Origin of the sequence: Thalassotalea sp. PP2-459 (assembly GCF_001913705.1) — a bacterium.
GTDB classification, from domain to species: domain Bacteria; phylum Pseudomonadota; class Gammaproteobacteria; order Enterobacterales; family Alteromonadaceae; genus Thalassotalea_C; species Thalassotalea_C hakodatensis.
The window spans coordinates 1-13279 of record NZ_MKQD01000043.1 but is presented as its reverse complement, the minus strand read 5'-3'; the positions used below and the strand labels follow the sequence as shown (position 1 = coordinate 13279).

General features: G+C 39.1%; 10 protein-coding genes. 9 read left to right on the top strand and 1 reads right to left on the bottom strand.

The genetic code is table 11. The annotated features are described in order from the left end of the window. Positions 1-106 precede the first annotated feature (106 nt). The 7 genes from lptD to BI291_RS09840 all read left to right on the top strand — a co-directional run bounded on the left by lptD (position 107) and on the right by BI291_RS09840 (position 8870). Complete coding sequence (gene lptD, locus BI291_RS09870) at positions 107-2383, top strand: LPS assembly protein LptD (protein WP_074498595.1); 2277 nt, start codon at positions 107-109, stop codon at positions 2381-2383. 17 nt (positions 2384-2400) lie between these two features. Next, positions 2401-3681, top strand: coding sequence for a peptidylprolyl isomerase SurA (surA, locus tag BI291_RS09865; protein WP_074498594.1), 1281 nt, complete (start codon positions 2401-2403; stop codon positions 3679-3681). A gap of 8 nt (positions 3682-3689) precedes the next feature. After that, entirely contained in the window at positions 3690-4682 is a 993-nt protein-coding gene (pdxA, locus tag BI291_RS09860) for a 4-hydroxythreonine-4-phosphate dehydrogenase PdxA (protein ID WP_074498593.1), read from the top strand. Positions 4683-4697: 15 nt separating this feature from the next. Beyond that, the gene (gene rsmA, locus BI291_RS09855; RefSeq protein ID WP_074498592.1) at positions 4698-5513 is read left to right on the top strand and encodes a 16S rRNA (adenine(1518)-N(6)/adenine(1519)-N(6))-dimethyltransferase RsmA; all 816 of its coding nucleotides are present in this window, start codon (positions 4698-4700) and stop codon (positions 5511-5513) included. Beyond that, positions 5503-5883, top strand: a complete 381-nt coding sequence (gene apaG / locus BI291_RS09850) for a Co2+/Mg2+ efflux protein ApaG (protein ID WP_074498591.1) — start codon at positions 5503-5505, stop codon at positions 5881-5883. Before rsmA ends, apaG begins: the two co-directional genes overlap by 11 nt. Positions 5884-5888: 5 nt before the next feature. Continuing rightward, positions 5889-6704: a symmetrical bis(5'-nucleosyl)-tetraphosphatase gene (locus tag BI291_RS09845; protein ID WP_074498590.1), complete on the top strand. Its 816-nt coding sequence runs from the start codon at positions 5889-5891 to the stop codon at positions 6702-6704. A 147-nt stretch (positions 6705-6851) separates the two neighbouring features. After that, positions 6852-8870 (top strand): methyl-accepting chemotaxis protein, encoded by a 2019-nt coding sequence (locus BI291_RS09840; RefSeq protein ID WP_074498589.1) that lies wholly within the window; start codon positions 6852-6854, stop codon positions 8868-8870. A gap of 172 nt (positions 8871-9042) precedes the next feature. Here BI291_RS09840 and folA read toward each other — a convergent pair whose 3' ends face one another. After that, positions 9043-9528 carry a type 3 dihydrofolate reductase gene (folA, locus tag BI291_RS09835; RefSeq protein ID WP_074498683.1) on the bottom strand — a complete coding sequence of 162 codons (486 nt, stop codon included), beginning with the start codon at positions 9526-9528 and terminating at the stop codon, positions 9043-9045. Between the two features lie 192 nt (positions 9529-9720). Between folA and BI291_RS09830 the strand changes: the two genes are divergently transcribed. Both BI291_RS09830 and BI291_RS09825 read left to right on the top strand, forming a co-directional pair. Further along, a complete protein-coding gene (locus tag BI291_RS09830) occupies positions 9721-11856 on the top strand; it encodes a TonB-dependent receptor (RefSeq protein ID WP_074498588.1) in 2136 nt (711 codons plus the stop codon). Between the two features lie 72 nt (positions 11857-11928). After that, positions 11929-13005 (top strand): PepSY domain-containing protein, encoded by a 1077-nt coding sequence (locus BI291_RS09825; protein WP_074498587.1) that lies wholly within the window; start codon positions 11929-11931, stop codon positions 13003-13005. Positions 13006-13279 lie beyond the last annotated feature (274 nt).

Sequence of the window (13279 nt, the reverse complement as noted above, 5' to 3'; positions counted from 1 at the left end):
AATAATGTTTCATTAGATAAAATTGCTATATTATTAACAACTTTAGGGGTAAAATAATATGAATTTTTGTGATACCTAACAAGCCATTTTACTTATCGGAACATTAATGCATTTTCTCCGGACATTGTTGGTCATATCAACGACATATTTTTTTCCTTTAAACGTGTTAGCGCAAACTGCTGATTCCATACAAAATATCAATGCTAGCTGCCCGCTTCCAACTTACCCTACCATTGTTGATGGTTCTGAAACATTAAACAGCGATACTTATAACATATGGTCAAAGTCTACGCATATTAAGCGAGAAAAATTTGCCAAATTTATCGGTGGGGTAACCCTTTCAGGACAAGGACAAGCCATTTCAGCTGATGAATTATTTGTTGATAGAACAACTTCCGCGTTGTCGGCCACCGGTAATATACACTTTCAAAACCCAACGGTTGATATTTTTGCCTCATCGTTAGATGCTAGCAAATCACAAAACTATACCGAGTTAACGCAAAGTTCTTACCAACTGGCAGGTAACCCAGGTCACGGTAGTGCTGGTAATATTAGAGTCACCGGCGATGGTACTTTAACGTTAGTTGATTCTAATTTTACTACTTGTTATGGCGAGGTGCCTGATTGGCAAATTCAAGCCAGCGAAATCAGTATTTCACTCGATGAAAACCACGGTGAAGCCTACAACGCACGCTTTAAACTATTCGGCGTTCCTGTTTTTTATGTGCCGTACTTTTCATTCCCTGTTTCGAATGAACGTAAATCGGGTTTTCTCTATCCGAAGTTTTCTTCCTCACAACGTACCGGCTTTCAATTTGAATCACCTTTTTATTGGAATATTGCCCCTAATATGGACGCCACTATCACGCCGAGATACATGTCTAAACGTGGCCTACAACTATTAACTGAATTCCGATATTTATCAGGCCAGCAAAATGGTCAATTAAATATTGAATATCTAAATAAAGATGATGAATTAAATAATGACGATAAACGCTTTTTAGCACGTATTCAACATGTAGGGACTATTTCTGAAAATATTCGCGCTTACGTTGATTACACTACAATTAGTGACGATAACTACCTTGTGGATATTAAAAGCGAGCAATACAATTCAAACGATGCCTACTTGTATCAAATAGGAGAAATCGCATATTTCAGCGATAACTGGTTTACCAAGCTGCAACTTCAAGATTTTGAAGTATTAGGTGAACACCAAACGAGTTATCAAACCTTACCCCATATTGAGTTTAGCCATTTTACTCCTCTTAACTTTTATCATGCCGAGTTTGATATTTATTCTGAAATTACCCGATTTACGTCAAATAATCTGACATTGCCTGAAGCAGACAGATATCATTTTGAAGCAGGCCTCACGTTACCGATTTCAACACCTGCATGGTTTCTTAACTCTGAACTGAGAGTGTTACAAACCAACTACCATCAAACCCGAACAGAGGCATTTAATCGTTTAGAAAAATCAGTGAGTAGAACCTTGCCTAAAATTCGCTTACATGGCGGAATGAACTTTGACCGTAACATTACCTATTTCGATCAAGCTTTCACCCAAACCCTAGAGCCACAACTACAATATTTATATATTCCAGATGAAGATCAATCTGCAATTGGCGTTTACGATACAACAACATTACAAGATGACTATGATGGCCTTTTTCGTGATAGACGTTTTAGTGGTTTAGATAGGATTGCGCAAGCAAATCAATATTCGTGGGGTATCACCAGTCGTTTGCTCGATAATGACAATACAGAAAAATTTAGATTAAGTGTCGGTCGCATTGTTTATTTAAATGATACCCATGTTAGCCACAACAATCAGCAAATCGCCTCATCAGGTGAATCAGCACTAGCCAGTGAATTGTACTTAAGTTTGAATAGAAATTGGCAATTTAGTAGCGACATTCAATACAACACAAAAGAAAACTCAACCAATCGAAGCCAAAGCTCATTAGATTATGTTTTTAACAATAATAATACAATTCAATTGAACCATCGCTATAGCAAAAATGTCTCAGGTAGCAAGCTTGAACAAGTTTCGTTACTGACAAGTGTCGCAGTAAATAAAAACTGGCAGTTTGTGGGTCGTGTGACACAAGATTTAAAAGATAAACGAAGCTTAGAAAGCTATGCAGGGTTACAATATGAAAGCTGTTGCTGGGCGGTTCGCTTTGCTTTTCACCGACATATTAACTCAAATATTGATGAGCAAAATCAATTTCAGCAAAACCGCGATGAATTTGATAGTGGATTCATGATACAGTTCATCATAAAAGGATTAGGCGGTAACAGACAACCAATAGACACAACTGAAATGTTTAACAACAGTATCTTTGGTTACAAACGCCCTTATTTTCTCAACAATTAAACGAAGAAATATAATTAATGAAAACCATATTAAAATCTTTTGTATTGGCTTGTGCCTTTATTGGCAGCTATGCATCAGCTCAAGAAGTAAAATTAGATAGCGTCGCCGTGATTGTTAATGACGGTGTGGTGTTAGAATCAGAAATTCAAGATTTTCTAAGTAAGATTAAACAACAAGCGGCAAAGAAAAATCAAACATTGCCAAGTGATAAAGCATTACGTGTGCAAGTCACTGAAAAGCTAATTGATGACAACCTCGTGGCACAATTAGGTGAGCGTATGGGTATACAAATAAGTGATGCTCAACTCGATGAAACCATACTGTCAATTGCGCAAGATAATAATTTGACCCTAGAGCAATTTCGTCAATCAATTATCAGTGAAGGTTTAGATTATGAAAAATACCGTGAAAATGCTCGCCAAGAACTTATTAGTGGTGAAGTAACACGAAACTCTGTACGTCGCCGCATTTATATTTCACCACAAGAAGTCACCAACTTACTTGCTGTGATGAAAGAGCAAACCAACAATGACGTTGAGTATCGCTTAGGCCACATTTTAATTGAATTTCCACCTGAGCCTTCGCAAGATGACATAAATGCTGCAAAAACCCGTGCAGAAAAAGTGCTAAAACTACTAAATGACGGTTCAGATTTTACCCGCATTGCTATCGCGTCTTCAGGCGGTTCAAATGCCTTAGAAGGTGGCGATTTAGGCTGGCGTAGTATCAATGAATTACCAACCCTGTTTTCAGAGCTTGTTGACGGTAAAGATAAAGGCACCATATTAGGCCCAATTAGAACAGGACTAGGCTTTAGTATCGTAAAAGTTCAAGATATTCGTGGTCGCCAAGTCATGGAGGTTGAAGAGGTCAACTCAAGACACATTTTGATTGAACCCACTATTATTTTAAGTGAAGCTAAGGCCAAGGAAACATTAGAAAATCTTCGTGAACAAATTGTTTCAGGCGAAGCAGACTTTGCAGAACTGGCAAAAGAATATTCAGATGGCCCAACGTCAGTGAAAGGTGGAGAGTTAGGCTGGACAGATCCAAAATCATTTGACCCCGCATTTTCTAACACCTTAGCTAAGCTAAGCGTGAATGAAGTCTCTCAACCCTTTCGCACTTCATTTGGTTGGCATATTGCGGAGTTAACCGGGAGAAGAACGCTAGATGCAACTCAACAAATGAATGAAAACCGCGTTTATCAAGTGCTATACAAACGTAAATATTCAATGGAAAGTGCTCGTTGGTTAAAAGAAATGCGCGACGAAGCTTATATCGAGATACTGGAGTAATTTAAACCATGGTAAATCGTATCGCGGTAACGCCAGGAGAACCTGCTGGCATAGGTCCAGATTTGATGATCCAAATTGCCCAACAAGATTGGCCAGTGCAGATCGTCGTTGTTGCTTCTCAAACACTTATGGAAGCACGCGCAAAAGAACTCAATATTGATATTGAGTTCTTATCATACAACGAAGACCAACCAGCAATAACACATCAAGCCGGAACGATGACAATTTTACCTGTTGAACTGGAAGCGCCTTGCATTACCGGACAACTAAACCCTGCCAATGGCCACTATGTCGTAGAAACATTACGCATTGCTTGTGAAAAAAACATCAGTGGCGATTTTGACGCTGTAGTCACGGGGCCTGTTCATAAAGGGCTGATCAACAAAGCTGGTATTGCTTTTAGCGGCCATACTGAATACTTTGCGCATCAAGCAAATTGTTCTGATGTCGTTATGATGTTAGCAACAGAAGGACTACGTGTTGCACTGGTAACAACACATATTCCGCTTGCTTATGTCTCAAAAGCTATTACCCATGAACGTCTGCAGAAAGTTACCCAAATTCTGCATCACGATTTAATTGAAAAATTTGGGATAGAATCTCCGAGAATTTATGTTTGTGGCATTAACCCCCATGCAGGTGAAGATGGTCATTTAGGTCGAGAAGAAATTGATATAATGAACCCCGCTCTAGATGAACTTCGCGAGCAAGGCATGAACCTAATAGGCCCACTACCTGCTGATACAATTTTTCACGAAAAATATTTACAAGACGCCGACGCCATTTTAACCATGTTTCACGATCAAGGCTTGCCGGTATTAAAATATAAAGGCTTTGGCAATTCAGTCAACATTACACTAGGCTTACCTTTTATAAGAACGTCTGTAGATCATGGTACAGCCGTTGAATTAGCAGGTACAAATCAGGCAGACCCAGGTAGTTTTCGCCAAGCAATTTCGACAGCCATTGAACTTGCTAATAATCATAATTCAAGAAAATAGGTATGTTTTACATCAATGAGTAAAAATAGCCATTTAGGTCATCAAGCCAGAAAACGTTTCGGGCAAAACTTTCTTCATGATCAAGCAATTATCAGCCAAATTGTTGATGCTATTAATCCTGAGCCCGGTGAAAACCTGGTAGAAATTGGCCCCGGTTTAGGCGCTCTTACAGAACCTGTGATAGAACGAGCTGGTGATATTTCCGTCGTAGAACTTGATCGGGATTTAGCGCATCGATTAAGACATCACCCATTTCTAGCCAAGCACCTAACCATTTACGAGCAAGATGCACTAAAATTTGATTTTACCTCGATTTGTAAAGCAGATAAGCCGTTAAAAATCTTTGGCAATCTTCCATACAATATCTCTACACCACTTATCTTTCATTTGCTTAGCTTTCGCGATGCAGTAAAAGACATGCATTTTATGCTACAAAAAGAGGTTGTAGAAAGAATGGCCGCGAGCCCTAATAGCAAAACATACGGCCGACTTTCCATCATGACTCAATATCAGTGTCAAGTTATTCCTGTGATGGAAATTGGCCCAGAAGCTTTTCAACCACCACCAAAGGTTGATTCAGCAATTGTACGTTTAGTGCCTCACAAAGAAATAGCCAACCCTGTAAAAAAATTGTCAGCATTAAACCAAGTGTGCCTTACTGCTTTTAACCAACGTCGAAAAACAATTCGTAACAGCTTTAAAAAACTTATTGACGTTGACGCGATTGAATCGTTAGGGATTGACGCAAGTTTACGTCCAGAAAATATATCATTAGATCAATATATCGCCTTAGCCAATTATTTAGTTGACCACCCAAGCAATGACCAATAAATCAGAGCAAGTAATCGTTACCGTTGATACCCATTATCTCACAGAACAATCAAGTGAGCGTGATCAACGCTATGTATTCAGTTACACCATTACCATTGAGAACCAATCAGAGGTTCCAATAAAGTTATTATCTCGCTATTGGCTGATCACTGATGCGAACGACGAAAAATCAACGGTTGTTGGTGAAGGCGTGATAGGTGAACAACCAATTATTAACAGTGGTGCAAAGTTTACTTATACCAGCGGCTGTGCTTTAAAAACGCCTGTTGGTACCATGCAGGGGCACTATCAAATGATTGATAACAACAATGCCCCATTGAAAGTCAATATACCTATCTTTCGTTTGGCAACACCCAATATTTTACACTAACGTTTATGGCTACGTACTTCATCGGTGATATACAAGGTTGTTATCAAGAATTGCGTTTATTGCTTAAACAAGTTGCGTTCTCTCCTGATAAAGATGAATTATGGATCGCAGGTGACATGGTGGCAAGAGGGCCCGACTCATACCACACACTAAAATATTTAATGTCATTAGAAAGCTCAGTAAAGGCAGTATTAGGTAACCATGATCTACATTTACTTGCCACTTATGCAGGGTTAAAAAAAGCAAAAGATAAAGACAAGCTTCACGCTTTGTTATCAGCACCTGAAATCGAAAATATGATTGAATGGTTAGCCCGGCAACCTTTATTGCGACAATTGCCCAATGAACAAGTTTATATGTCACACGCTGGTCTTTCTCCTCAATGGGAAATTAAAAACGCCATTGAGTGTGCTAACTTTGCAGCCAAAAAACTATCAGGTAAGAAAAGAAATTATTGGCTCTCTGTTATGTACGGAGAAACCCCCAATAATTGGCAAGATGTAAAAACTAAAGAAGATAAATTTCGCTATACCATAAACGCCTTAACCCGTATGCGATATTGCTATAAAGACGGCAGTTTAGATTTTTCTTGTAAAAGCTCTCCTGAAAATACCCCAAAGCATTTAAGCCCATGGTTTTGTCAAACAACAAACCAGTTAAAAAAAGCACATTGGGTTTTCGGTCATTGGGCAGCATTAGAAGGTGATGTTCCTGTAGAAAATATTTATGCTCTTGATACTGGCTGTGTTTGGGGTGGGGAATTGACCTTACTTCGTTGGCATGATAAACAATACTTTAGACAGCAAGCCATAAAAAACTAACGTAAAGCAACAAGTAAAGGTGTAATTCATTTCAAGCTTGTTATACTAGCTGTTAAGGAAAGTAGGCAAGGTGCCGATATAGGCATAAATAACAAATAAAATACCTACTTTTTGTATCAACACCCAAATTAACTATTGGTGGTCTCAATGAATTTGACTGTGAAAGTAAAAATTATTGGTGGATTTTCCATCATTGCTGTTTTACTCGTTCTTACAAGTATTATCTCTTTAAGTAATTTAAATAATATTCATCAAGCAACACTCAAACAGAGTGAGCTTGCTATCCCAACGCTGAGCTCAAGTACAACCCTTGCAAATGAGCTTAGTCAAATAGGAGGCCTAACGTTACGCGGTTATTATCAAACAGAATTAGCTGGTTTAGCTGATAACCTAGAACGTTTTAATACTATCAACCAATTGTTTATCGCTGAACATAAGAAATTAAAAAACATCGTTAGTAAAGAAAAAGCATTACTTGCTAATTTAACGAAAATTAGTGATATACACGCGAATGTAGAATCAAATATCAATGCCGTATTTAGTAATCGTAAAACAGCAATAGAACAATATAATATTGCATTAGATACCATTGATGTACTTGAAGAAAAAGCTGACGATGCTGCAACGCTCATGCTCGATTTAGCCGATCATGACTTAGCCGACACTAAATTACAACGAGCAGTTTCTTTAGGGGAGCAACTAGAATTTCAACTAAACGGAATTGTTGCTTCATCGTTTGAATATCGAGATCTAAAAAATACCCAAGCAACCGAGCTAGTAGAAAGCCAAATTTTAACTGGCTATGAAAATGCTAAACGCGTTATACGTGAAATTAGCAACGAACTTACCTTAAATAATGCTGGTGGGATTTCTGATGAGTTACTTAGTATCGAAAAGCACCTCGACGATCTTTTGCTGGGTAGTTCAAGTATTTTTACCATCAAAAATGCACAATTAGATGCCCGCGAACAAGCAACGGCTCAATTAGAAGCAGCAGATCAAAACATTGCTTTAGCAAAAAGTGTACTTGCCACCCAAGTTGAGCTAGCAAACAAAACCACCAATGAAGCTGGTGTATTAGTTGAAAAATCTGTTTCTACCGGTACAACTGTTACCTGGATGATAATGTTAATATCAATAGCCTTAGCTGCTGGTATCGCATTTTTCGTGCTAACCAGTATCACACGCCCACTTTCACGCGTTAATGATATGCTAAATATTGTTGCCTCTGGCGACCTTTCTCGGAAGCTTGATGATTCAGGTAAAGATGAGTTTGCAACATTATCACGCAACTGTAATACCGTCATTGACAGCCTACGTAACCTAATTACGGGTATCGTGAGTCGCTCTACGCAACTTGCAACCGCAGCCGAACAAACATCAGCAGTAACAGCACAAGGCACAACAGCGATTGAAGAACAACGCACACAGGTTGAACAAGCTGCTTCTGCAACCACAGAAATGAGTAGTACCTCACAAAGCGTACTTTCAAGTGCCAATGATGCGTTGGGTGAAATCAAACAAGCCGATGATGAAGCAGAAAGAATCAAAGGTATTTCTAATCGCAACCGTATGACCATCGAGCAGTTAGCAAGTGAAGTAGAAGACGCCTCGCAAGTCATTAACAAACTACAGCAAGACAGCGCTTCAATTGGCGGTATTCTTGATGTAATTAGAGGAATAGCAGAGCAAACCAACTTGCTGGCGTTAAACGCAGCTATAGAAGCCGCACGAGCTGGTGAACAAGGTCGTGGTTTCGCTGTTGTTGCCGATGAAGTAAGAACATTAGCAAGTAGAACGCAAGAGTCTACCCAAGAAATTCAAAACATGATTGAAGTACTACAAACCGGTGCTGAGAAAGCGGTATCTGTGATGGAGACAGGTAAGAAACAAGCCTCTGAATGTGTTGTACAAAGCGGTGAAGCGGAAAAAGCGCTAGAAGTTATTACCCATGCCGTACATGAAGCTTTTGATCGTAGTTCACAAATTGCCAGTGCCGCTGAAGAGCAAAGTACGGTTGCCCATGAAATCAGTGAAAACTTGGAATCTATCGTTGCTATTGCTGAGCAAACTACAGCCGGCTCTCAGCAAACCGCGCAATCAAGTAGTGAGGTTGCCCAATTAGCCGAGGAACTACAGCAATCGGTTAGAGAATTTAAGTTGTAATCGGTATGTATTTGATAAAACGGCACCTACTAAGGTGCCTTTTTTTATCCTGAGTGAATCCTATTTGCCCGTGTTCATAGAGTATTATTTAAGACGTAATAACATTGGGTGAACTTAACATTTAATTCTAAAATATACGCCAAAGAACAAAAACTAAGCAACGAATAGTACTTTAATTCCGTTCATACACACAAAAATCTAGTGCATAGGCATTTTTATCATCTGGTGCACGTGTTTCGCTACTCACTTTTTGCCAACCGTTATCATACTCAGGAAAACGAGTATCACCAGCAATGTGACCATCTATATGAGTAACATACAAACGATCGGCTTTCGGTAAACAATGTTGATAAATGGCGCCACCGCCAATGACCATTATTTCTTCAACACCCTTTGCCGTATCTAGTGCTTGCTCAATAGAAGTCACCGAAGTGATCCCATCAGCTTCATAAGAGGGATCACGAGAAATAACAATATTTAAACGTCCCGGTAATGGTCGACCTATCGACTCAAACGTTTTTCTGCCCATAATCACAGGCTTACCAAGCGTGGTTTTTTTAAAATAAGCGAGATCAGCAGGTAAGTGCCACGGCATATCATTATCTTTGCCAATAACACGGTCAGCTGCATGCGCAACAATCATAGACAAAATAGTCATATCAATCCTTAGAATAAAAGCGACAATAAATTTTACAGCAAATGGAATAAGCAAGCTAGAAAGCCCTGTATTTTCCGGCCAATACATTGCGCTTTCTTTGAAAGCAGACAACGTTAAAAATCTTATTTGCGGTTGTAAATAATAACGATTTGCAATATCATCCACGAAATTTTTAACAATCACTCAAATTTCATGAAAACCTTACCTTTTCAACTAACAATGATCGCAGCTCTTATTTCTCCTTCAGCTATAGCATTCGATGACGCATCCATACAGACTGATGAAAACGCGATAGAACGAGTAATTGTGACGGGAAGTCGCATTGAAGAAAGCCTTGATGAAGTACCTGCTACTGTAACCATCATTTCACAGCAAGAAATAGCACAGCAAATGAAGATTACGCCTGAGTTACAAGACATTCTTGCAGCACTTGTTCCTGGTATGTCACCTAGCACAGGCACTTCAAGTAATTCTGCACAAACATTACGTGGTAGAAACCCTTTAGTAATGATTGATGGCGTGCCTCAATCTACACCACTGAGAAACGGCGCTTTAGGGATCAGAACCCTTGATGCTTCAGTTATCCAGCGAATTGAAGTCATTAAAGGTGCAACTTCAATTTTTGGTAACGGTGCCGCTGGCGGTATCATCAATTACATTACTAAAAAAGCAGCAACCGATAAAACATTCGCTGGTAAGATAAGTCTTTCTAGCCGATTCAGTGCCGTTAAACTTAAAGATAGTGCTGGACACCGTATAGCAGGAAATATCCACGGCCAACAAGATAAGTTTGCCTATGTACTTAGTGCAAGCTATGAAGAAAATGGCGTTCAACGTGATGCTGAAGGTGATATTTTAGGGTTAAAATACGGTTTAAGTGATGCCGTTACTGAAAATCTTTTTACCAAGTTTAACTACTATTTTGATGATGAGAAAAGTGCTCAACTGACCTATAACTACTATGAATCACAACAAGAAACGGACTTAGTCGATGTGGTTGGAAGTATCAATACTGGCGAAAAAACTTATGCAATAAAATCACCGAACGGTGAACGTTTAATCGGTGCTCCACAGGGACCTCGCGGTAATCACAACATTATGTTGAAATATACCGATGACAATATTTTTGCTGATACCGCACTAACGTTTGATGCTTATAAGCAAGACATCGAAAATGTGTTTTTCTTTTCATCAAATTTAGCTAACCAAGATGAAGGTTATGACGGCGGACAGTCGATGATTAAGTCTGAAAAAGAAGGTTTGCGCGTAACGTTTAATACCCTAATTGATTTTGAAAACCTCGCCGCTACCTTTATTTACGGCATGGATATGTTGCAAGATATCACATCACAACCTCTATTAGATGGCCGTATGTGGGTACCTGAAATGGATATGGAGAACCAAGCCTTTTTCTTACAATCTAAATGGCACTTCAATAACGACATTATCGTAAAGGCTGGTATTCGTAGCGAAAGCATTGATTTACAGGTTGATGACTACCAAACGCTCAAGTTGTGTCGAACACCCAGCCAATGTTCAGTAGCAATGCAAGTAAAAGGTGATACGTTAAATTACGACGCAACAACGTATAACTTCGCCATAAAATATAATTATCACGAAGCCTTCTCACCTTTTGTAAGTTATTCTCAAGGTGCTGATATTTCTGATATTGGTCGTTTACTAAGAACAGCTACTGTTTCAGATATTGCAGATATTCGTACTGAAGCATCAGTAATTGACAATTACGAGCTTGGTTTTACCAGTAACTTTGACGATGTTCGCATCGAATTTTCAGCTTATCGCAGTACTTCAGAATTAGGAACAACTAACCAATTTGACCCTGTCACTGGGGTATACATGCCAGTAAGAGCACCACAAGAGATATGGGGCCTTGAAACGACGATAAGTTATCATATCAGCGATACGTTGAAGTTAAATGCGACAGCCAGTAAAGTTGAAGGCACAAATACGGCTACTAAGGAGCACTTAGGGGGTAAGCAAATAAGCTCTCCTAAAGCCACCCTGCAAGTTAACTGGCAACCAAATCAAGATACACAACTGCTGGCTACCTTACTCTATGTTGCTGATAGAGATAAGTTTGAACAACAAAATGGTGAATGGGTTGGCGATCAAGGGCCTATTGATAGCTACTTCACAGTAAACCTTTCAGCCAATCATCAACTCGGTGATTGGCAGCTATTTGCGGGTGTAGAGAATTTATTAAATAAAGATTACTACCCTGTGCGATCACAAGTATATAGTTACAATGGCTATAACTTAAAGGGGCTAGGTACAACTGTAACCATGGGTGTTAGCTACCAGTTTTAAGTGAACATTCCCCTGCTGAGCATCAATGTTTACTCAGCAGGGGAAACATTTCTTAGGTAAAAACAAATAACCATGAAATTACTGCTACGCCGAATACATTTAACACTTGCACTCATTAGCGCAATATTTCTGCTAACGCTATCAATTTCTGGTGCTCTATTACTCTATGCAAAAGATATTCAACGTACACTTTTCCCTGCGCAGTGGACAATCAGCCCTCCCCCAACAACTATTAACGTTGAGCAACTCATTGCTACCATTGAACAACAACACACGGTTAACGTCAGCTTAATTACTTTACCTAAAGACCCCTCCGCACCTTGGCAATTTCGGTTAGCAAGTGGTATTTACATGAATGTTGACCCTCAAACGCAATCAGTGATCCATCAATACGATTATTATTCAACATTTTACGGTTTTTTAATGGCTTTTCATCGCTGGTTAGCTATTGATAATGCAAATAAACCTTTGAAAGTGTTTATGTCAATTGCAAGTCTCTGTTTAGTTGTTCAATTAATCCTTGGTTTTTACTTATGGTTTAAACCCAAAAAACCCTTAAAGCGATTGAAAGTTCGGTGGCACGCAAAAGCTAAAACAAAGTATGCCCAATTGCATAACGTCACAGGCGTGATCGCTTTGCTACCGTTAGTATTCATCGCTATTTCCGGCATGGCATTTCACTGGAGTGGCCCTATACAAACTTTACTCAATGGGCTATTCGTCGGTGAAATACAAACATTACAGAAACCAACCATCAGTGAGAGCAACACAACACGTTTGCAAATAAATCAAGCATTGAAAAGCGGGGAAAAGGTATTTCCTCATGCGTCACTTTACCGTATTTATATTCCCTCAAAACGAACTGAACCTATCCGTTTACGTTACACACAACCGGCAGAAGCACATGGAAATTCATGGGTTTGGGCGGTTCCAAGTACCGGTGAAACTATTGAATACTTTGATGCAAGTAGAGCCAATTGGGTTACACAAGTATGGAACTTTAGGTACCCTTTCCATGTCGGTGAATTCATTGGTTGGCCGATAAAGTTACTTTGGTTAGTTATTAGCTTAACGCCTATCTTTTTTATGGTTACTGGCTTTTATTTATATTTTTCTAGAAAACCCAACATTAGAAATGTTCGAGGTTAAAAAGCTTTTGGCTCATTATTCATCTTACCTTTAGTAAATCACTTTTTCTGATAGAACAAAATGAATAACGTTTGGTGATGATCATTCGCTGCATGCTAATACTGCTGGCATGAACATAATTTTTAAAGGAATAAAAAACCTGACTTATACCAATTCGCATAAATATTCGGTCATTCAGCAAGAATTAAACGCTTTAGAGGCACGGCGTTGATTGCAGAGAATGGTTATTCAGGAGAACGTGCTCCTGCGTTCTCTAATAAGCTACATCCTTGTA

Bases quoted from the DNA above. Each gene is read 5' to 3' on its own strand.
- apaG (WP_074498591.1), top strand. From the start codon at position 5,503: ATGACCAATAAATCAGAGCAAGTAATCGTTACCGTTGATACCCATTAT.
- lptD (WP_074498595.1), top strand. From the start codon at position 107: ATGCATTTTCTCCGGACATTGTTGGTCATATCAACGACATATTTTTTT.
- pdxA (WP_074498593.1), top strand. From the start codon at position 3,690: ATGGTAAATCGTATCGCGGTAACGCCAGGAGAACCTGCTGGCATAGGT.
- folA (WP_074498683.1), bottom strand. From the start codon at position 9,528: ATGACTATTTTGTCTATGATTGTTGCGCATGCAGCTGACCGTGTTATT.
- surA (WP_074498594.1), top strand. From the start codon at position 2,401: ATGAAAACCATATTAAAATCTTTTGTATTGGCTTGTGCCTTTATTGGC.
- rsmA (WP_074498592.1), top strand. From the start codon at position 4,698: ATGAGTAAAAATAGCCATTTAGGTCATCAAGCCAGAAAACGTTTCGGG.
- BI291_RS09830 (WP_074498588.1), top strand. From the start codon at position 9,721: ATGAAAACCTTACCTTTTCAACTAACAATGATCGCAGCTCTTATTTCT.
- BI291_RS09845 (WP_074498590.1), top strand. From the start codon at position 5,889: ATGGCTACGTACTTCATCGGTGATATACAAGGTTGTTATCAAGAATTG.
- BI291_RS09825 (WP_074498587.1), top strand. From the start codon at position 11,929: ATGAAATTACTGCTACGCCGAATACATTTAACACTTGCACTCATTAGC.
- BI291_RS09840 (WP_074498589.1), top strand. From the start codon at position 6,852: ATGAATTTGACTGTGAAAGTAAAAATTATTGGTGGATTTTCCATCATT.